This window comes from Escherichia sp. WS1118, from assembly GCF_046487695.1.
In the GTDB taxonomy this organism is placed as follows: domain Bacteria; phylum Pseudomonadota; class Gammaproteobacteria; order Enterobacterales; family Enterobacteriaceae; genus Escherichia; species Escherichia coli.
Map to the genome: position 1 here is coordinate 131,538 of NZ_JBJQIZ010000007.1, position 18,596 is coordinate 150,133.

The following is an 18,596-nucleotide window of genomic DNA, read 5'->3' on the forward strand; positions in this document are numbered from 1 at the left end:
ATTATTGCTGTGCGCACGAAGATGTTTAAACTGCGGGCTGTAATTCATTGTCCGGGTTTTCTGCATGGAACTTCTTGTACTTGTCTGGCGGCAGTATCGCTGGCCATTTATCAGTGTGATGGCGCTAAGCCTCGCCAGTGCGGCATTAGGCATTGGCTTAATTGCTTTTATCAATCAGCGCCTTATCGAAACGGCGGATACCAGTCTGCTGGTATTGCCGGAGTTTCTGGGGTTATTGCTGCTGTTGATGGCCGTCACTCTCGGATCGCAACTGGCGCTCACCACTTTGGGGCATCACTTCGTTTACCGACTGCGTAGTGAATTTATCAAGCGGATTCTCGATACTCACGTCGAGCGCATTGAACAACTCGGTAGCGCCTCGTTGCTGGCGGGATTAACCAGCGATGTGCGCAATATCACCATTGCTTTTGTGCGTCTGCCGGAACTGGTGCAGGGGATCATTCTCACTATCGGTTCAGCGGCGTATTTGTGGATGCTGTCGGGCAAAATGTTGCTGGTAACGGCTATCTGGATGGCAGTCACCATCTGGGGCGGTTTTGTGCTGGTGGCGCGGGTGTACAAACATATGGCGACCCTGCGTGAAACCGAAGATAAGCTGTACACGGATTTTCAAACTGTACTCGAAGGGCGCAAAGAGCTGACTCTGAACCGTGAACGCGCCGAGTATGTGTTTAACAACCTCTACATTCCTGATGCGCAAGAGTATCGCCATCATATTATTCGCGCAGACACCTTCCATCTTAGTGCCGTGAACTGGTCAAACATCATGATGCTGGGCGCTATCGGCCTGGTGTTCTGGATGGCGAACAGTCTCGGTTGGGCTGATACCAACGTTGCTGCGACCTATTCGTTGACGCTGTTATTCCTGCGTACGCCGCTGCTTTCGGCGGTTGGCGCATTGCCGACGCTGCTGACGGCGCAGGTGGCGTTTAACAAGCTGAACAAATTCGCGCTCGCGCCTTTCAAAGCAGAGTTTCCACGCCCGCAGGCGTTTCCCAACTGGCAAACGCTGGAGCTGCGTAACGTGACGTTTAGCTATCAGGATAACGCGTTTTCCGTTGGGCCGATTAACCTCACCATTAAACGTGGCGAGCTGCTGTTTCTGATTGGTGGCAACGGTAGTGGAAAATCGACGCTGGCGATGTTGCTGACGGGCTTGTACCAGCCACAAAATGGCGAAATCTTGCTGGATGGCAAACCTGTCAGCGGCGAACAACCGGAAGATTATCGAAAACTGTTTTCGGCAGTGTTTACCGATGTCTGGCTGTTTGATCAACTGCTGGGGCCGGAGGGGCAACCCGCTAACCCGCAACTGGTTGAGAAGTGGCTGGCTCAGCTGAAAATGGCTCATAAGCTTGAGTTAAGCAACGGGCGTATTGTTAACCTGAAGTTATCAAAAGGGCAGAAAAAACGCGTGGCGCTGTTGCTGGCGCTGGCAGAAGAACGCGATATTATCCTGCTGGATGAATGGGCGGCGGATCAGGATCCACACTTCCGTCGTGAGTTTTATCAGGTGCTGCTGCCGCTGATGCAGGAGATGGGTAAAACTATTTTCGCCATCAGTCATGATGATCATTACTTTATCCACGCCGACCGCCTGCTGGAAATGCGCAACGGGCAACTTAGCGAGCTGACAGGCGAAGAGCGCGATGCTGCTTCGCGTGATGCCGTTGCCCGGACGGCATAATATTACGACGCTGACCTGGCGGACTGCTGCCGCCAGGTCAATATTCTAAAAATCCCTTCATTTCTAATAACCCTATAATTAATCAACGAAATTATAATGTTTCTAAAATTAGAATATAATTTATAAACATTATTTAAATATTGTTGCTTAAGTGTTACCGTTGATGCCGCGCAAATCTCACCTGCAATAAAGCGACTAAAAGTAAGGCATTAACAAGATGAAAAAAGTGACTGCCATGCTCTTCTCGATGGCCGTGGGGCTTAATGCCGTTTCGATGGCGGCAAAAGCGAAAGCGTCCGAGGAGCAGGAAACTGATGTACTGTTGATTGGCGGCGGCATTATGAGCGCCACGTTGGGGACCTATTTACGCGAGCTGGAGCCTGAATGGTCGATGACCATGGTGGAGCGCCTGGAAGGTGTCGCGCAGGAGAGTTCGAACGGCTGGAACAACGCCGGAACCGGGCATTCTGCACTGATGGAACTCAATTACACCCCGCAAAATGCCGACGGCAGCATCAGTATTGAAAAAGCAGTCGCCATTAACGAAGCATTTCAGATTTCCCGCCAGTTCTGGGCGCACCAGGTCGAGCGCGGTGTGCTGCGTACTCCGCGTTCATTTATCAATACCGTTCCGCATATGAGCTTTGTCTGGGGCGAGGATAACGTTAATTTCCTGCGCGCCCGTTACGCCGCGTTGCAACAAAGCTCGCTGTTTCGCGGTATGCGTTACTCTGAAGATCACGCGCAGATCAAAGAGTGGGCACCGTTAGTGATGGAAGGGCGCGATCCGCAACAGAAAGTAGCGGCAACACGCACAGAAATTGGCACTGATGTGAACTATGGCGAGATCACCCGCCAGTTGATCGCCTCCTTACAGAAGAAATCTAACTTCTCGCTGCAACTCAGCAGCGAAGTCCGCGCCCTAAAGCGTAATGACGATAACAGCTGGACCGTCACCGTTGCCGATCTGAAAAACGGCACTGCACAGAACATCCGCGCCAAATTTGTCTTTATCGGCGCGGGCGGTGCGGCGCTGAAACTGTTACAGGAATCGGGGATTCCGGAGGCGAAAGACTACGCCGGTTTCCCGGTGGGCGGACAGTTCCTTGTTTCGGAAAACCCGGACGTGGTTAATCACCATCTGGCGAAGGTTTACGGTAAAGCATCCGTTGGCGCACCACCGATGTCGGTTCCGCATATCGATACCCGTGTTCTTGACGGTAAACGCGTAGTGCTGTTTGGGCCATTTGCCACCTTCTCAACCAAATTCCTCAAAAACGGTTCATTGTGGGATCTGATGAGTTCCACCACCACCTCTAACGTGATGCCGATGATGCACGTTGGGCTGGATAATTTCGATCTGGTGAAATATCTGGTGAGTCAGGTGATGTTGAGTGAAGAGGATCGTTTTGAAGCGTTGAAAGAGTACTATCCGCAGGCGAAAAAAGAGGACTGGCGTTTGTGGCAAGCGGGGCAGCGCGTGCAGATTATCAAGCGTGATGCCGATAAAGGTGGCGTACTGCGTCTGGGTACTGAAGTCGTCAGTGACCAGCAAGGGACCATTGCCGCGCTCCTGGGGGCATCGCCAGGGGCGTCAACCGCCGCGCCGATTATGTTGAATCTGCTGGAAAAAGTATTTGGCGATCGCGTTTCCAGCCCGCAATGGCAGGCTACGTTGAAAGCGATCGTTCCGTCTTATGGACGCAAGCTGAACGGTGATGTAGCGGCAACAGAACGCGAGTTGCAGTACACCAGCGAAGTGCTGGGGCTGAAATACGACAAGCCGCAGGCAGTAGATAGTACGCCGAAACCGCAGTTGAAACCGCAACTCGTTCAAAAAGAAGTGGCGGATATTGCGTTGTAATGATGTGCCACATCCGGCATGGTTTGCCGGATGTGGCGTATGCTGATAAGACGCTTCAGCGTCGCATCAGGCAACCGGCTCGGGCGTTAGATGTCGGATGCGGCGTAACCGCCTTATTCGGCCTACAGGTTGCAGCACTTCACAGCAGTTTAGCGAACAACCGCGTTGTCAATTTTCTCTTCCGCCTTCCAGACGCGGTACTTCACATCCACATTGTCTGGCGTATACACCACGATCGGCAGCTTGCTGTTGTAACGCAGCATTCCAGCATCGCCCAGATACGCGGTGACAAATTTCTTCTCTTTCTTGCCATCCGGGCAGGCCATCATCGTGGAAACCGGCGAGCTAACTTTATCAAAGACATAATAATCATAGCCCCAGCCTTCCAGCGTTTTGCTTTCCAGCTTCCCGCCGAGACGATGCAAATTGCAGTCGACTTCCAGCGTCTGACCGATTAACAGTTCTACTTTCAGGGTAGATTCATCTTCTTGCGGAGTTAACTGAATCACCTGACGCTTCATGCCTTTTTCAGCTTGTGGATAAGGTGCGATTTTTTCCAGTGGCTGGACGCTTTCTGCCGCCCAGGCGGAAGTGGTGGCGAAAGCGGCAAACAATACTGCAGGTAAAATGGTCTTCATTTTTTTGCTTTCCTTCTTCATTTATAGGTTTTCACCGATGATGTCGCTGAAGGTTAACATATTCATCAGATTTATTAATTTGCTTTATGAATAACTTAAAGAACATTCAGATAATTTTACCTGCTCTTTTAGTGTTAAATTCTGATGAGAAAACAAACCAGCAGAAATATCTCTGGCGAATTAATCGCTATATAAATATGTTTATAACCATTTGAAATGTGAGCAAAAGCCCGTTTTTGCCACGCTTCCCGCCACTCTTTTGATCCTGCTACAGGTTTTACCCCGATCGGGGTATGCATCTTTGACACATCCTTTAATATCTTAGCGGCTATAAAAATGGCTTATTAATTATGCGGTTTATTTGGTCGCTCTCAATTTTCAGAGCGCGTTAATGATGGAAGGTCAATGTGAAGATTGATGCATCCCGTCGGGGCATACTCACTGGTCGCTGGCGCAAAGCCAGTAACGGTATCCGTCCGCCCTGGTCCGGTGATGAATCTCATTTTCTGACCCATTGCACCCGCTGCGACGCCTGTATTAATGCTTGTGAAAACAACATTCTGCAACGCGGCGCGGGTGGCTATCCGAGCGTTAATTTCAAAAATAACGAGTGCAGCTTCTGTTACGCCTGCGCGCAGGCTTGCCCCGAATCGCTATTTTCTCCGCGCCACACCAGGGCCTGGGATTTGCAGTTCACCATTGGGGACGCGTGCCTGGCGTATCAGTCAGTTGAATGCCGCCGCTGTCAGGATAGCTGTGAGCCAATGGCAATTATCTTTCGCCCGACGCTCTCCGGGATCTACCAGCCGCAACTTAATAGCCAACTTTGCAACGGATGTGGAGCATGTGCAGCCAGCTGTCCGGTATCAGCCATAACTGCGGAGTATCTCCATGCACACTAACTGGCAAGTTTGCAGCCTGGTCGTGCAGGCCAAAAGCGAACGAATTTCAGACATCAGCACCCAACTGAACGCCTTTACCGGCTGTGAAGTTGCTGTCAGCGACGCGCCGAGCGGTCAGTTGATTGTGGTGGTGGAAGCAGAAGACAGCGAAACGCTGATCCAAACCATTGAGTCAGTACGCAACGTAGAGGGCGTGCTGGCGGTGTCGCTGGTTTATCACCAGCAGGAAGAGCAAGGTGAGGAAACACCATGAAACTCAGTCGTCGTAGCTTTATGAAAGCTAACGCCGTTGCGGCCGCTGCGGCGGCTGCCGGTCTCAGCGTGCCGGGCGTTGCCCGCGCCGTTGTTGGTCAGCAGGAAGCCATTAAATGGGATAAAGCGCCGTGCCGTTTCTGCGGTACGGGTTGCGGCGTTCTGGTCGGAACGCAGCAGGGGCGTGTGGTGGCCTGTCAGGGCGACCCGGACGCACCGGTTAACCGTGGCCTGAACTGCATTAAGGGCTATTTCCTGCCCAAAATCATGTACGGTAAAGACCGTTTGACGCAGCCGCTGCTGCGTATGAAAAACGGTAAATATGACAAAGAAGGCGAATTTACCCCAATCACCTGGGATCAGGCCTTCGATGTGATGGAAGAGAAATTCAAAACCGCCCTGAAAGAAAAAGGGCCGGAATCGATCGGTATGTTCGGTTCTGGTCAGTGGACTATCTGGGAAGGTTATGCCGCGTCCAAGCTGTTTAAAGCGGGCTTCCGTTCGAACAACATCGACCCGAACGCGCGTCACTGTATGGCGTCGGCAGTAGTTGGCTTTATGCGTACCTTTGGTATGGATGAGCCGATGGGCTGCTACGACGACATCGAGCAGGCTGACGCGTTTGTGCTGTGGGGCGCAAACATGGCGGAGATGCACCCGATCCTCTGGTCGCGCATCACTAACCGTCGTCTCTCTAACCAGAACGTTACCGTGGCGGTGCTTTCTACCTACCAGCATCGTAGCTTCGAGCTGGCGGATAACGGCATCATCTTTACGCCGCAATCTGACCTGGTGATCCTGAACTATATCGCCAACTATATCATTCAAAACAATGCGATAAATCAGGACTTCTTCAGCAAACACGTTAACCTGCGCAAAGGGGCGACGGATATCGGCTACGGTTTACGTCCGACCCATCCGCTGGAAAAAGCAGCGAAGAATCCGGGTTCTGACGCCTCCGAACCGATGAGCTTTGAAGATTACAAAGCCTTCGTTGCTGAATATACGCTGGAAAAAACCGCCGAAATGACCGGCGTGCCGAAAGACCAGTTAGAACAACTGGCGCAGCTGTATGCCGATCCGAACAAGAAAGTCATCTCCTACTGGACGATGGGCTTCAACCAGCATACCCGTGGTGTGTGGGCCAACAACCTGGTCTACAACCTGCACCTGCTGACCGGCAAAATTTCCCAGCCGGGTTGCGGTCCGTTCTCCCTGACCGGGCAGCCTTCCGCGTGTGGTACTGCGCGTGAAGTGGGCACCTTTGCTCACCGTCTGCCTGCGGACATGGTGGTGACTAACGAGAAACATCGTGATATTTGCGAGAAGAAGTGGAATATCCCGAGTGGCACCATTCCGGCGAAAATCGGTCTGCACGCGGTGGCACAAGACCGTGCGCTGAAAGACGGCAAGCTGAATGTTTACTGGACCATGTGTACCAACAACATGCAGGCCGGGCCGAACATTAATGAAGAGCGTATGCCAGGCTGGCGCGATCCGCGCAACTTTATCATCGTTTCCGATCCGTATCCGACAGTCAGTGCGCTGGCAGCGGACTTGATCCTGCCGACCGCAATGTGGGTAGAGAAAGAGGGGGCTTACGGTAACGCCGAACGCCGTACTCAATTCTGGCGTCAGCAGGTACAGGCACCGGGCGAAGCGAAATCGGATCTCTGGCAGTTAGTCCAGTTCTCCCGCCGCTTCAAAACTGAAGAAGTATGGCCGGAAGAGCTGCTGGCGAAGAAACCGGAACTGCGTGGCAAAACGCTGTACGAAGTTCTGTATGCCACCCCGGAAGTGAGCAAATTCCCGCTATCCGAACTGGCGGAAGATCAGCTGAACGATGAATCCCGCGAGCTGGGCTTCTATCTGCAAAAAGGGCTGTTCGAAGAGTACGCATGGTTTGGTCGCGGTCACGGTCACGATCTCGCGCCGTTCGATGACTACCACAAAGCACGCGGTCTGCGCTGGCCGGTGGTGAACGGTAAAGAAACGCAGTGGCGTTATAGCGAAGGTAACGACCCGTACGTGAAAGCGGGCGAAGGCTACAAGTTCTACGGTAAACCGGATGGCAAAGCGGTGATCTTCGCGCTGCCGTTCGAACCGGCGGCGGAAGCACCGGATGAAGAGTACGACCTGTGGCTCTCTACCGGACGCGTCCTGGAGCACTGGCATACCGGCAGTATGACTCGCCGTGTACCGGAACTGCACCGCGCCTTCCCTGAAGCGGTCCTGTTTATTCACCCGCTGGATGCGAAAGCGCGCGATCTGCGTCGTGGCGACAAAGTGAAAGTGGTTTCTCGCCGTGGCGAAGTGATCTCGATTGTCGAAACGCGCGGCCGTAACCGTCCACCGCAGGGCCTGGTGTACATGCCGTTCTTCGACGCCGCACAGCTGGTTAACAAACTGACGCTGGATGCGACCGATCCGCTCTCGAAAGAGACGGACTTCAAGAAGTGCGCGGTCAAACTGGAGAAGGTGTAAGCCATTATGTCCCGGTCAGCGAAACCTCAAAATGGTCGCCGCCGCTTTCTGCGCGATGTTGTTCGCACAGCAGGCGGGCTGGCTGCCGTGGGTGTGGCGCTGGGGTTACAACAGCAAACCGCACGCGCATCTGGCGTGCGGTTGCGCCCGCCCGGAGCCATAAACGAGAACGCCTTTGCCAGTGCCTGTGTGCGTTGCGGTCAGTGTGTTCAGGCTTGCCCTTACGACACCTTAAAACTGGCGACGCTGGCCTCTGGTCTGTCGGCGGGCACGCCATATTTTGTCGCACGGGATATTCCTTGCGAAATGTGTGAGGACATTCCGTGCGCCAAAGTGTGCCCGAGCGGAGCGCTGGATCGTGAGATCGAATCGATCGACGACGCACGGATGGGGCTGGCGGTACTGGTGGACCAGGAAAACTGTCTCAACTTTCAGGGGCTGCGCTGCGATGTTTGTTATCGCGAATGCCCGAAAATTGATGAGGCCATCACCCTGGAGCTGGAGCGCAACACGCGAACCGGTAAGCACGCCCGCTTTCTGCCGACGGTTCACAGCGACGCCTGTACCGGCTGCGGTAAGTGCGAAAAAGTGTGCGTGCTGGAACAACCGGCAATCAAGGTGTTACCGCTGTCACTGGCGAAAGGGGAGTTAGGTCACCATTACCGCTTCGGCTGGCTGGAGGGGAACAATGGCAAATCGTAAACGTGACGCCGGGCGCGAGGCGCTGGAGAAAAAAGGCTGGTGGCGCAGTCACCGTTGGTTAGTGTTACGTCGCCTTTGTCAATTCTTCGTGCTGGGGATGTTTTTGAGCGGTCCGTGGTTTGGTGTGTGGATCTTGCACGGCAACTACAGCAGTAGCCTGTTATTCGACACCGTTCCACTGACCGATCCGCTGATGACACTGCAAAGTCTTGCCAGCGGTCATCTGCCTGCCACGGTGGCGTTGACCGGTGCGGTGATTATCACCGTGCTCTACGCCCTGGCAGGAAAGCGATTATTTTGCAGCTGGGTCTGTCCGCTGAACCCGATTACCGACTTAGCGAACTGGTTACGCAGGCGCTTTGACCTCAATCAGTCTGCGACGATCCCTCGCCACATTCGCTACGTGCTGTTGGTGGTCATTCTGCTGGGATCGGCCTTAACCGGCACGCTCATCTGGGAATGGATCAACCCCGTTTCCCTGATGGGGCGCAGTCTGGTAATGGGATTCGGCAGCGGCGCGCTGCTTATTCTCGCGCTGTTTTTATTTGATCTACTGGTCGTTGAACACGGCTGGTGCGGGCACATTTGTCCGGTTGGCGCGCTGTATGGCGTGCTGGGTAGCAAAGGTGTGATTACCGTTGCGGCCACCGATCGGCAGAAATGTAACCGCTGTATGGATTGTTTTCATGTTTGCCCGGAACCGCATGTGCTACGTGCCCCGGTGCTGGATGAACAAAGCCCGGTGCAGGTCACCAGCCGCGATTGCATGACGTGCGGTCGCTGCGTGGATGTCTGTTCTGAGGATGTATTTACAATAACTACACGATGGAGTTCGGGAGCGAAATCATGAAAAGCCATGACCTGAAGAAAGCGCTGTGTCAATGGACGGCGATGCTGGCCCTGGTGGTAAGCGGCGCGGTTTGGGCGGCTAATGGCGTCGATTTTAGCCAGTCGCCGGAAGTATCCGGGACGCAGGAAGGGGCCATTCGGATGCCAAAAGAGCAGGATCGGATGCCGCTGAACTATGTGAATCAGCCGCCAATGATCCCGCATAGCGTTGAAGGTTATCAGGTAACGACCAATACCAACCGCTGCTTGCAGTGCCACGGTGTCGAAAGTTATCGCACCACTGGCGCGCCGCGCATTAGTCCTACTCACTTTATGGACAGCGACGGCAAAGTGGGCGCGGAAGTGGCTCCGCGTCGTTATTTCTGTCTGCAATGTCACGTACCGCAGGCCGATACCGCGCCAATCGTGGGGAATACCTTTACCCCATCAAAAGGTTACGGGAAATAAGAGGTTATTATGGGAAATTCTGACCGTAAGCCTGGTCTGATTAAGCGCCTGTGGAAATGGTGGCGTACCCCCAGCCGTCTGGCGCTAGGGACGCTGCTGTTGATCGGTTTTGTCGGCGGCATCGTCTTCTGGGGCGGCTTTAACACCGGGATGGAAAAAGCCAATACCGAAGAGTTCTGCATTAGCTGCCACGAAATGCGTAACACGGTGTATCAGGAATACATGGATTCCGTGCACTACAACAACCGTAGCGGCGTCCGTGCGACCTGTCCGGATTGTCACGTTCCGCACGAGTTTGTGCCAAAGATGATACGCAAGCTCAAAGCAAGTAAAGAGCTGTATGGTAAAATTTTTGGCGTTATTGACACGCCGCAGAAATTTGAAGCTCATCGCCTGACGATGGCACAGAATGAGTGGCGGCGCATGAAGGACAACAACTCGCAGGAGTGCCGTAACTGTCACAACTTCGAGTATATGGATACAACCGCCCAGAAATCGGTTGCCGCGAAGATGCATGACCAGGCGGTGAAAGATGGGCAAACCTGTATTGATTGCCATAAAGGGATAGCGCACAAGCTGCCCGACATGCGTGAAGTCGAGCCAGGTTTTTAACAGGGTTATTGCGTGGGTATGCTTGAAGCCAGAGAGTTACTTTGCGAGCGGGATGAACGAACCTTATTTAGTGGTTTATCATTTACGCTGAACGCAGGAGAGTGGGTACAAATCACCGGTAGCAACGGCGCGGGGAAGACAACGCTTCTCCGTTTGCTGACGGGGTTGTCTCGCCCTGACGCAGGCGAGGTTCTCTGGCAAGGGCAGCCCTTGCATCAGGTACGCGACAGCTACCATCAAAACCTGTTATGGATAGGCCATCAGCCGGGGATCAAAACCCGGCTGACGGCGTTAGAAAATCTGCACTTTTATCATCGCGATGGCGATACCGCACAATGTCTGGAAGCCCTGGCGCAGGCCGGGCTTGCCGGATTCGAAGATATTCCTGTAAATCAACTTTCTGCCGGGCAACAACGCCGCGTCGCTTTAGCGCGTCTGTGGCTGACCCGTGCCACGTTATGGATACTCGACGAGCCTTTTACCGCGATTGACGTTAACGGCGTCGATCGTCTGACCCAGCGTATGGCGCAGCATACGGAGCAGGGGGGGATTGTGATTCTGACTACCCACCAGCCGCTCAACGTTGCTGAAAGTAAAATTCGCCGCATTTCACTGACGCAAACGGGGGCCGCATGATGTTCTGGCGCATTTTCCGTCTTGAGCTGCGCGTAGCGTTTCGCCATAGCGCCGAAATCGCCAACCCGCTGTGGTTCTTCCTGATTGTAATTACCCTTTTTCCGCTCAGTATCGGTCCGGAGCCGCAACTGCTGGCGCGTATTGCGCCGGGCATTATCTGGGTTGCCGCGCTGCTTTCATCCTTGCTGGCACTCGAGCGACTGTTCCGTGACGATTTGCAGGACGGCAGTCTTGAACAATTGATGTTGTTGCCGTTACCCTTGCCCGCCGCTGTGCTGGCGAAGGTGATGGCGCACTGGATGGTAACCGGTCTGCCGTTACTCATCCTTTCGCCCCTGGTAGCAATGCTACTGGGAATGGATGTTTATGGCTGGCAAGTGATGGCGTTAACGCTACTGCTGGGAACCCCTACGCTTGGCTTTCTTAGTGCGCCGGGCGTGGCGCTGACAGTGGGACTTAAGCGCGGTGGTGTGCTGCTCAGCATACTGGTGTTACCGCTGACTATCCCATTACTCATCTTTGCCACCGCCGCGATGGACGCGGCTTCTATGCATTTGCCCGTTGATGGGTATCTGGCAATTTTAGGCGCGTTGCTGGCAGGCACCGCGACATTAAGTCCTTTTGCGACGGCGGCAGCGTTACGAATCAGCATTCAATAACGCTGGATTACTGATTTTTGTTCGAGTCTGGTATCGAAACTATGTGGAAAACACTGCATCAACTGGCGATCCCACCACGGCTGTATCAAATCTGTGGCTGGTTTATACCGTGGCTGGCAATTGCCAGTGTGGTCGTGCTTACCGTCGGCTGGATCTGGGGATTCGGCTTTGCTCCGGCTGATTATCAGCAGGGAAATAGCTACCGCATTATCTACCTGCATGTGCCTGCGGCGATCTGGTCGATGGGCATTTATGCATCAATGGCGGTGGCAGCGTTTATTGGCCTGGTCTGGCAGATGAAAATGGCCAACCTGGCGGTGGCGGCGATGGCCCCCATTGGTGCCGTGTTTACCTTTATTGCCCTGGTTACCGGCTCTGCATGGGGAAAACCGATGTGGGGCACCTGGTGGGTATGGGATGCACGTCTGACTTCTGAACTGGTGCTGCTGTTTCTGTATGTTGGTGTCATTGCCCTGTGGCACGCCTTCGACGACCGTCGTCTGGCTGGCCGTGCGGCAGGTATCCTGGTGCTGATTGGCGTGGTGAATCTGCCGATTATTCATTACTCCGTGGAGTGGTGGAACACCCTGCATCAGGGATCAACGCGAATGCAGCAAAGTATCGATCCGGCGATGCGTTCGCCGCTGCGCTGGTCGATTTTTGGCTTCCTGCTCCTGTCTGCCACGCTGACGCTGATGCGGATGCGTAATTTGATTTTGCTGATGGAAAAACGCCGTCCGTGGGTGAGTGAACTGATACTGAAAAGAGGCCGTAAATGACCCCTGCATTTGCTTCCTGGAATGAATTTTTCGCAATGGGCGGTTACGCCTTTTTTGTCTGGCTGGCGGTGGTGATGACCGTTATTCCGCTGGTGGTTTTGGTCGTGCACTCGGTGATGCAACATCGCGCAATTCTGCGTGGCGTGGCGCAACAGCGGGCGCGTGAGGCGCGTTTACGTGCTGCGCAACAGCAGGAGGCTGCATGAATATTCGCCGTAAAAACCGCTTGTGGATTGCCTGTGCCGTGCTGGCGGGGCTGGCGCTGACTATCGGTCTGGTGCTATATGCGCTGCGCTCGAATATTGATCTCTTTTATACGCCGGGGGAGATTCTCTACGGCAAGCGTGAAACTCAGCAGATGCCGGAAGTCGGTCAGCGTCTGCGCGTTGGCGGGATGGTGATGCCGGGGAGTGTGCAGCGCGATCCCAATTCGCTAAAAGTAACTTTCACCATTTACGACGCTGAAGGTTCAGTAGATGTCTCTTACGAAGGCATTTTGCCGGATCTGTTCCGTGAAGGGCAGGGCGTTGTGGTGCAGGGCGAACTGGAAAAAGGCAATCATATCCTCGCGAAAGAAGTGCTGGCGAAACACGATGAAAACTACACGCCGCCAGAAGTTGAGAAAGCGATGGAAGCTAACCACCGTCGCCCGGCGAGTGTTTATAAGGACCCAGCATCATGATGCCAGAAATTGGTAACGGGCTGCTGTGTCTGGCGCTAGGAATTGCGCTGCTGCTGTCTGTGTATCCGCTATGGGGCGTGGCGCGCGGGGACGCGCGCATGATGGCGTCTTCCCGCTTGTTTGCCTGGCTGCTGTTTATGTCTGTGGCTGGCGCATTTCTGGTGCTGGTCAATGCTTTCGTGGTCAACGACTTTACCGTCACCTATGTTGCCAGCAACTCCAATACCCAGCTTCCGGTGTGGTATCGCGTGGCGGCTACCTGGGGGGCGCATGAAGGCTCGCTCCTGCTGTGGGTGCTACTGATGAGCGGCTGGACCTTTGCGGTAGCGATTTTTAGTCAGCGTATTCCGCTGGATATTGTTGCCCGCGTACTGGCGATAATGGGGATGGTCAGTGTCGGCTTTTTGCTGTTCATTCTCTTTACCTCTAACCCGTTCTCACGCACGCTGCCGAATTTCCCGATTGAAGGGCGTGATCTTAACCCGCTGTTGCAGGATCCGGGGCTGATCTTCCATCCGCCTCTGCTTTATATGGGGTACGTGGGTTTCTCGGTGGCGTTTGCTTTTGCCATTGCTTCTTTGCTGAGTGGGCGTCTGGACAGCACTTATGCGCGTTTTACTCGTCCGTGGACGCTGGCGGCGTGGATCTTCCTGACGCTCGGCATTGTGCTCGGTTCCGCATGGGCCTATTACGAACTCGGCTGGGGCGGCTGGTGGTTCTGGGATCCGGTAGAAAACGCCTCGTTTATGCCGTGGCTGGTGGGGACTGCGCTGATGCACTCACTGGCGGTCACTGAACAACGCGCCAGCTTCAAAGCGTGGACATTGCTGCTGGCAATCAGTGCCTTCTCGTTGTGTCTGCTGGGGACTTTCCTGGTGCGTTCCGGCGTGCTGGTATCGGTACACGCGTTTGCGTCTGATCCGGCGCGCGGTATGTTTATCCTCGCCTTTATGGTGCTGGTGATTGGCGGTTCGCTGCTGCTGTTTGCCGCGCGTGGACACAAAGTTCGCTCACGCGTAAACAATGCGCTGTGGTCGCGGGAATCTTTGCTGTTAGCGAACAACGTTTTGCTGGTCGCCGCGATGCTGGTGGTGTTGCTGGGGACGTTGCTGCCGCTGGTGCACAAGCAACTGGGACTGGGCAGTATTTCGATTGGCGAACCGTTCTTCAACACCATGTTTACCTGGTTGATGGTGCCGTTTGCGCTACTGCTTGGTGTCGGCCCTCTGGTGCGCTGGGGACGCGATCGCCCACGTAAAATCCGCAATTTGTTGATTATCGCCTTCATCTCTACGCTGGTGCTGTCGCTGCTGTTGCCGTGGCTGTTCGAAAGCAAAGTTGTGGCGATGACAGTGCTCGGCCTGGCAATGGCCTGCTGGATTGCGGTGCTGGCAATTGCGGAAGCTGCGCTGCGTATTTCACGCGGCACGAAAACCACCTTCAGTTATTGGGGGATGGTGGCGGCTCACCTGGGGCTGGCAGTGACAATTGTTGGCATTGCTTTTAGTCAGAACTATAGCGTTGAGCGTGATGTGCGCATGAAGTCCGGCGATAGCGTCGATATTCATGAATATCGCTTCACCTTCCGTGATGTCAAAGAGGTGACCGGTCCGAACTGGCGTGGCGGTGTGGCGACTATCGGCGTAACGCGAGATGGCAAGCCGGAAACAGTGCTGTATGCAGAAAAACGTTATTACAACACTGCCGGGTCGATGATGACCGAAGCGGCGATTGACGGTGGCATCACGCGTGACCTGTACGCGGCACTCGGTGAAGAGCTGGAAAACGGCGCGTGGGCCGTGCGTCTTTACTACAAACCATTTGTTCGCTGGATTTGGGCGGGCGGGCTGATGATGGCGTTGGGCGGACTGCTGTGTCTGTTTGATCCTCGCTATCGTAAGCGCGTGAACCCGCAGAAAACTGCGCCGGAGGCTGCATGAAGCGCAAGGTATTGTTAATTCCGTTGATTATCTTCCTGGCGATTGCCGCGGCGCTGCTGTGGCAGCTGGCGCGTAATGCCGAAGGGGATGATCCGACCAATCTGGAATCGGCGCTCATTGGCAAGCCAGTGCCGAAGTTTCGCCTCGAATCACTGGACAATCCGGGGCAGTTTTATCAGGCGGATGTGCTGACTCAGGGCAAACCGGTGCTGCTTAACGTCTGGGCGACCTGGTGTCCGACCTGCCGTGCGGAACATCAATATCTGAATCAGCTTTCTGCGCAGGGCATCCGCGTGGTCGGCATGAACTATAAAGACGATCGCCAGAAGGCAATCAGCTGGCTGAAAGAGCTGGGCAATCCTTACGCGCTAAGCCTGTTTGATGGCGACGGCATGTTAGGGCTGGATCTCGGTGTCTATGGCGCGCCAGAAACGTTCCTTATTGACGGCAACGGCATCATTCGCTATCGCCATGCGGGCGATCTCAATCCTCGCGTCTGGGAAGAAGAGATCAAGCCACTGTGGGAGAAATACAGTAAGGAGGCCGCACAATGAGGTTTTTATTGGGCGTGCTGATGCTGATGATCTCCGGCTCAGCGCTGGCGACCATCGACGTGTTGCAGTTTAAAGATGAAGCACAGGAACAACAGTTCCGTCAGCTCACTGAAGAACTGCGCTGCCCGAAATGCCAGAACAACAGCATTGCCGATTCCAACTCGATGATTGCCACCGACCTGCGCCAGAAAGTGTATGAACTGATGCAGGAAGGCAAAAGTAAGAAAGAGATTGTCGATTATATGGTGGCGCGTTACGGCAACTTCGTCACTTACGATCCGCCGTTAACGCCGCTGACCGTGCTGCTGTGGGTGCTGCCAGTAGTGGCTATTGGCATTGGCGGTTGGGTCATATACGCCCGTTCGCGGCGTCGGGTACGCGTGGTGCCGGAAGCGTTTCCAGAACAAAGCGTGCCGGAAGGTAAGCGTGCCGGATATGTTGTTTATCTGCCGGGTATTGTGGTGGCGTTAATTGTGGCTGGCGTCAGCTACTACCAGACTGGCAATTATCAGCAGGTGAAAATCTGGCAGCAGGCCACGGCACAGGCTCCGGCGTTACTGGACAGGGCGCTGGATCCGAAAGCCGATCCGCTCAACGAAGAAGAGATGTCGCGCCTTGCGCTGGGGATGCGTACTCAACTGCAAAAAAATCCGGGAGATATAGAAGGCTGGATTATGTTGGGCCGCGTTGGCATGGCGCTGGGTAACGCCAGTATCGCCACCGATGCATACGCCACTGCGTATCGCCTCGATCCGAAAAACAGCGATGCTGCACTGGGATACGCTGAAGCGTTGACACGTTCATCTGATCCCAACGACAACCGCCTCGGCGGCGAACTGCTGCGCCAGTTGGTGAGAACGGACCATAGCAATATCCGTGTGTTAAGCATGTATGCATTTAATGCCTTTGAGCAGCAACGATTTGGCGAAGCCGTTGCCGCGTGGGAGATGATGTTGAAACTCTTACCTGCCAACGATACTCGCCGTGCGGTGATCGAACGTAGTATCGCGCAGGCGATGCAACATTTGTCGCCGCAGGAGAGTAAATAAAAAGTGGCCCGATGGTGATGCCATCGGGCTATTTTTATTGTGCCCCGCGTTGTTGCAGGAACAGAATGGTGGCCGCCACGCGTGAGCGGACGTTGAGTTTACGCAGCAGATTGCGAATATGGACTTTTACTGTCTGCTCGGAAATATTCAACACCGAGGCAATCTGTTTATTTGACAGCCCCTGTGCCAGCTCGTGCAGAACATCCAGCTCGCGTTCTGTCAGCACGCTGAAGGGGTCTTCTTCCGCGCCAAACATTTCACGTTCACGTAAGTACTGATTGACGCGTTCGCTAAAGACTTTGCTGCCTTTCGCTCCGGCACGAATTGCTTCCAGTAACACTTCCGGGTCGCTGTCTTTCAACAGATAACCGTCTGCGCCTGCGTCTATCAGTGCAAAGACATCGCTGGAGGCATCTGATACGGTCAGGATAATAATTTGCGCGGTAACGCCATCCCTGCGCAAGGCATTGAGGGTATCCAGGCCACTCATGCCTTTCATATTGAGATCCAGCAAGATCACGTCGATATCCAGTCTATTCGCCAGATCGATCGCGCTTGCGCCGTCGCCCGCTTCGGCGACCACTTCAAAGCCAGAATCAAGCTCCAGTAACTGACGAACACCGCGTCGCATAAGTGGATGATCATCCACAATCATCACCTGAAAAGGCGTTGCTTCAGGCATAGTAGTCTCCTGAGGTTTTATTAGAATCATTATGTTTGAGCGTAGCGTTGGTAACGCTACCAGGCGCGTGAATGTTACCCCATTTTATGTATGGACATGTAGTGGAAACTACAACTTTGTCGTTCGCTTTGGCATCATCTTCATTATAAAGACGGAATTTTGCATCAGCTTCTCATCAGGAAAAACAACTAAAAAATCAATCACAATACTTGTGCATTTCTTTAAACAGTTTTTAAAAACTGACTCCGGGTATGGAGCTATGGGTATTTTCTGTCCCCAATGCTTTTAACAGCAATTAATTTCATAGGATGAAAGCTTAATGCACCAATCTGGTTCTGTTTCTCTTTGTCGTTCCGCAATATCTGTTCTGGTGGCTACAGCGTTATATTCACCCATAGCATTAGCATCAACTGTTGAGTATGGTGAGACAGTTGATGGTGTTGTCCTGGAAAAAGATATCCAGCTGGTTTATGGGGCCGCCAATAATACGAAAATCAATCCTGGCGGAGAACAGCATATATAAGAATTTGGTGTAAGTAGTAATACTGAAATTAACGGGGGATATCAGTACGTTGAAATAAATGGCACCGCAGAATACGCAGTATTAAATGATGGTTATCAAATTGTTCAAATGGGTGGCGCGGTAAATCAGACTACGATCAATAATGGAGTGCTACAGGTTTATGGCGCGGCGACTGATCCCACGATTAAAGGAGGGCGCGGTGATGCGGCATTTACGTTGGGCAATGCCGGAGGCGTTGTTGATATCAGTACGTATGAATATACCTTGCTGGATAATGGCAACCATAGCTGGAGTCTCGCAGAGAATCGCGTACAAATGCCCCCTTCAACCACGGATGTGCTGAATATGGCGGCAGCACAACCGCTGGTATTTGATGCAGAACTGGACACCGTGCGTGAGCGTCTTGGTAGCGTAAAGGGCGGCGATGTGGAGTTCGGCAATTAACAGCCGCAACAGCGTGAACACTGATGCGGGAGCTGGCTTTGAGCAAACATTGACGGGGCTAACGCTTGGTATCGACAGCCGTTTCTCCTGTGAAGAAAGCAGCACAACTCAGGCGGGTGTAGTCTGGACGTTCTGATAACAGAAAATAAACAGGCCGTGATGTGTCGCGGTCTGTTTATCGAATTAAATG

At 53.7% G+C, this 18,596-nt stretch carries 20 protein-coding genes and 1 pseudogene; 18 read left to right on the plus strand and 3 right to left on the minus strand.

Translation table 11 applies throughout. The annotated features are described in order from the left end of the window. Positions 1–64: 64 nt before the first annotated feature. Together yojI and mqo are read left to right on the plus strand one after the other, a co-directional pair. Positions 65–1,708, plus strand: coding sequence for a microcin J25 efflux ABC transporter YojI (yojI, locus tag ACJHYO_RS13800; RefSeq protein ID WP_001357210.1), 1,644 nt, complete (start codon positions 65–67; stop codon positions 1,706–1,708). A gap of 217 nt (positions 1,709–1,925) precedes the next feature. Beyond that, on the plus strand, positions 1,926–3,572 hold the full coding sequence (gene mqo, locus ACJHYO_RS13805; protein WP_000758051.1) for a malate dehydrogenase (quinone): 1,647 nt from the start codon (positions 1,926–1,928) through the stop codon (positions 3,570–3,572). A 149-nt stretch (positions 3,573–3,721) separates the two neighbouring features. Here the strand turns inward: mqo and eco are convergent, their stop codons facing one another. Together eco and ACJHYO_RS13815 are read right to left on the minus strand one after the other, a co-directional pair. After that, positions 3,722–4,231: a serine protease inhibitor ecotin gene (gene eco, locus ACJHYO_RS13810; protein WP_000712252.1), complete on the minus strand. Its 510-nt coding sequence runs from the start codon at positions 4,229–4,231 to the stop codon at positions 3,722–3,724. Between the two features lie 113 nt (positions 4,232–4,344). Next, positions 4,345–4,509: a hypothetical protein gene (locus ACJHYO_RS13815; RefSeq protein WP_001296243.1), complete on the minus strand. Its 165-nt coding sequence runs from the start codon at positions 4,507–4,509 to the stop codon at positions 4,345–4,347. 108 nt (positions 4,510–4,617) lie between these two features. Between ACJHYO_RS13815 and napF the strand changes: the two genes are divergently transcribed. From napF to ccmH, 15 genes are read left to right on the plus strand one after another with little or no spacing between them, the layout of a single operon-like run. Continuing rightward, positions 4,618–5,112, plus strand: a complete 495-nt coding sequence (napF, locus tag ACJHYO_RS13820) for a ferredoxin-type protein NapF (protein ID WP_000686723.1) — start codon at positions 4,618–4,620, stop codon at positions 5,110–5,112. Further along, positions 5,102–5,365: a chaperone NapD gene (gene napD / locus ACJHYO_RS13825; protein WP_000557384.1), complete on the plus strand. Its 264-nt coding sequence runs from the start codon at positions 5,102–5,104 to the stop codon at positions 5,363–5,365. The genes napF and napD overlap by 11 nt, the downstream gene beginning before the upstream one ends. Continuing rightward, positions 5,362–7,848 (plus strand): periplasmic nitrate reductase subunit alpha, encoded by a 2,487-nt coding sequence (gene napA, locus ACJHYO_RS13830; RefSeq protein ID WP_000778064.1) that lies wholly within the window; start codon positions 5,362–5,364, stop codon positions 7,846–7,848. Before napD ends, napA begins: the two co-directional genes overlap by 4 nt. A gap of 6 nt (positions 7,849–7,854) precedes the next feature. Next, the gene (napG, locus tag ACJHYO_RS13835; protein ID WP_000091291.1) at positions 7,855–8,550 is read left to right on the plus strand and encodes a ferredoxin-type protein NapG; all 696 of its coding nucleotides are present in this window, start codon (positions 7,855–7,857) and stop codon (positions 8,548–8,550) included. Then, positions 8,537–9,400: a quinol dehydrogenase ferredoxin subunit NapH gene (gene napH / locus ACJHYO_RS13840; RefSeq protein WP_000013506.1), complete on the plus strand. Its 864-nt coding sequence runs from the start codon at positions 8,537–8,539 to the stop codon at positions 9,398–9,400. Before napG ends, napH begins: the two co-directional genes overlap by 14 nt. Further along, positions 9,397–9,846, plus strand: coding sequence for a nitrate reductase cytochrome c-type subunit (gene napB, locus ACJHYO_RS13845; protein WP_000835174.1), 450 nt, complete (start codon positions 9,397–9,399; stop codon positions 9,844–9,846). The genes napH and napB overlap by 4 nt, the downstream gene beginning before the upstream one ends. Before the next feature lie 9 nt (positions 9,847–9,855). Then, positions 9,856–10,458 carry a cytochrome c-type protein NapC gene (napC, locus tag ACJHYO_RS13850; RefSeq protein ID WP_000528376.1) on the plus strand — a complete coding sequence of 201 codons (603 nt, stop codon included), beginning with the start codon at positions 9,856–9,858 and terminating at the stop codon, positions 10,456–10,458. A 12-nt stretch (positions 10,459–10,470) separates the two neighbouring features. Next, on the plus strand, positions 10,471–11,094 hold the full coding sequence (gene ccmA / locus ACJHYO_RS13855) for a cytochrome c biogenesis heme-transporting ATPase CcmA (protein WP_000525586.1): 624 nt from the start codon (positions 10,471–10,473) through the stop codon (positions 11,092–11,094). After that, on the plus strand, positions 11,091–11,753 hold the full coding sequence (gene ccmB / locus ACJHYO_RS13860) for a heme exporter protein CcmB (RefSeq protein ID WP_085455442.1): 663 nt from the start codon (positions 11,091–11,093) through the stop codon (positions 11,751–11,753). The genes ccmA and ccmB overlap by 4 nt, the downstream gene beginning before the upstream one ends. 41 nt (positions 11,754–11,794) lie before the next feature. Beyond that, positions 11,795–12,532, plus strand: coding sequence for a heme exporter protein CcmC (gene ccmC / locus ACJHYO_RS13865; protein WP_001295447.1), 738 nt, complete (start codon positions 11,795–11,797; stop codon positions 12,530–12,532). Next, positions 12,529–12,738, plus strand: coding sequence for a heme exporter protein CcmD (ccmD, locus tag ACJHYO_RS13870; protein WP_000186540.1), 210 nt, complete (start codon positions 12,529–12,531; stop codon positions 12,736–12,738). The genes ccmC and ccmD overlap by 4 nt, the downstream gene beginning before the upstream one ends. Beyond that, complete coding sequence (gene ccmE / locus ACJHYO_RS13875) at positions 12,735–13,214, plus strand: cytochrome c maturation protein CcmE (protein ID WP_001026418.1); 480 nt, start codon at positions 12,735–12,737, stop codon at positions 13,212–13,214. Before ccmD ends, ccmE begins: the two co-directional genes overlap by 4 nt. Further along, on the plus strand, positions 13,211–15,154 hold the full coding sequence (ccmF, locus tag ACJHYO_RS13880) for a cytochrome c-type biogenesis heme lyase CcmF (RefSeq protein WP_000982445.1): 1,944 nt from the start codon (positions 13,211–13,213) through the stop codon (positions 15,152–15,154). Before ccmE ends, ccmF begins: the two co-directional genes overlap by 4 nt. After that, the gene (gene dsbE / locus ACJHYO_RS13885; RefSeq protein ID WP_000824439.1) at positions 15,151–15,708 is read left to right on the plus strand and encodes a thiol:disulfide interchange protein DsbE; all 558 of its coding nucleotides are present in this window, start codon (positions 15,151–15,153) and stop codon (positions 15,706–15,708) included. The genes ccmF and dsbE overlap by 4 nt, the downstream gene beginning before the upstream one ends. Then, positions 15,705–16,757 carry a cytochrome c-type biogenesis thiol:disulfide oxidoreductase CcmH gene (gene ccmH, locus ACJHYO_RS13890; RefSeq protein WP_001211575.1) on the plus strand — a complete coding sequence of 351 codons (1,053 nt, stop codon included), beginning with the start codon at positions 15,705–15,707 and terminating at the stop codon, positions 16,755–16,757. The genes dsbE and ccmH overlap by 4 nt, the downstream gene beginning before the upstream one ends. A 34-nt stretch (positions 16,758–16,791) precedes the next feature. Here ccmH and narP read toward each other — a convergent pair whose 3' ends face one another. Continuing rightward, positions 16,792–17,439 carry a nitrate/nitrite response regulator protein NarP gene (gene narP, locus ACJHYO_RS13895; RefSeq protein ID WP_001113641.1) on the minus strand — a complete coding sequence of 216 codons (648 nt, stop codon included), beginning with the start codon at positions 17,437–17,439 and terminating at the stop codon, positions 16,792–16,794. A 319-nt stretch (positions 17,440–17,758) separates the two neighbouring features. Between narP and ACJHYO_RS13900 the strand changes: the two are divergent. After that, positions 17,759–18,512: pseudogene (locus ACJHYO_RS13900) on the plus strand (autotransporter outer membrane beta-barrel domain-containing protein); the annotation flags it as partial. Between the last annotated feature and the right edge of the window lie 84 nt (positions 18,513–18,596).

Excerpts from the sequence above, each read along its gene's own strand:
- ccmC (WP_001295447.1), top strand. The coding sequence starts at position 11,795 with ATGTGGAAAACACTGCATCAACTGGCGATCCCACCACGGCTGTATCAA.
- napH (WP_000013506.1), top strand. The coding sequence starts at position 8,537 with ATGGCAAATCGTAAACGTGACGCCGGGCGCGAGGCGCTGGAGAAAAAA.
- napG (WP_000091291.1), top strand. The coding sequence starts at position 7,855 with ATGTCCCGGTCAGCGAAACCTCAAAATGGTCGCCGCCGCTTTCTGCGC.
- ccmB (WP_085455442.1), top strand. The coding sequence starts at position 11,091 with ATGATGTTCTGGCGCATTTTCCGTCTTGAGCTGCGCGTAGCGTTTCGC.
- mqo (WP_000758051.1), top strand. The coding sequence starts at position 1,926 with ATGAAAAAAGTGACTGCCATGCTCTTCTCGATGGCCGTGGGGCTTAAT.
- dsbE (WP_000824439.1), top strand. The coding sequence starts at position 15,151 with ATGAAGCGCAAGGTATTGTTAATTCCGTTGATTATCTTCCTGGCGATT.
- ccmH (WP_001211575.1), top strand. The coding sequence starts at position 15,705 with ATGAGGTTTTTATTGGGCGTGCTGATGCTGATGATCTCCGGCTCAGCG.
- narP (WP_001113641.1), bottom strand. The coding sequence starts at position 17,439 with ATGCCTGAAGCAACGCCTTTTCAGGTGATGATTGTGGATGATCATCCA.
- ccmD (WP_000186540.1), top strand. The coding sequence starts at position 12,529 with ATGACCCCTGCATTTGCTTCCTGGAATGAATTTTTCGCAATGGGCGGT.
- yojI (WP_001357210.1), top strand. The coding sequence starts at position 65 with ATGGAACTTCTTGTACTTGTCTGGCGGCAGTATCGCTGGCCATTTATC.
- napB (WP_000835174.1), top strand. The coding sequence starts at position 9,397 with ATGAAAAGCCATGACCTGAAGAAAGCGCTGTGTCAATGGACGGCGATG.
- ccmF (WP_000982445.1), top strand. The coding sequence starts at position 13,211 with ATGATGCCAGAAATTGGTAACGGGCTGCTGTGTCTGGCGCTAGGAATT.
- napD (WP_000557384.1), top strand. The coding sequence starts at position 5,102 with ATGCACACTAACTGGCAAGTTTGCAGCCTGGTCGTGCAGGCCAAAAGC.
- eco (WP_000712252.1), bottom strand. The coding sequence starts at position 4,231 with ATGAAGAAGGAAAGCAAAAAAATGAAGACCATTTTACCTGCAGTATTG.
- ACJHYO_RS13815 (WP_001296243.1), bottom strand. The coding sequence starts at position 4,509 with ATGCATACCCCGATCGGGGTAAAACCTGTAGCAGGATCAAAAGAGTGG.
- ccmE (WP_001026418.1), top strand. The coding sequence starts at position 12,735 with ATGAATATTCGCCGTAAAAACCGCTTGTGGATTGCCTGTGCCGTGCTG.
- napC (WP_000528376.1), top strand. The coding sequence starts at position 9,856 with ATGGGAAATTCTGACCGTAAGCCTGGTCTGATTAAGCGCCTGTGGAAA.
- napA (WP_000778064.1), top strand. The coding sequence starts at position 5,362 with ATGAAACTCAGTCGTCGTAGCTTTATGAAAGCTAACGCCGTTGCGGCC.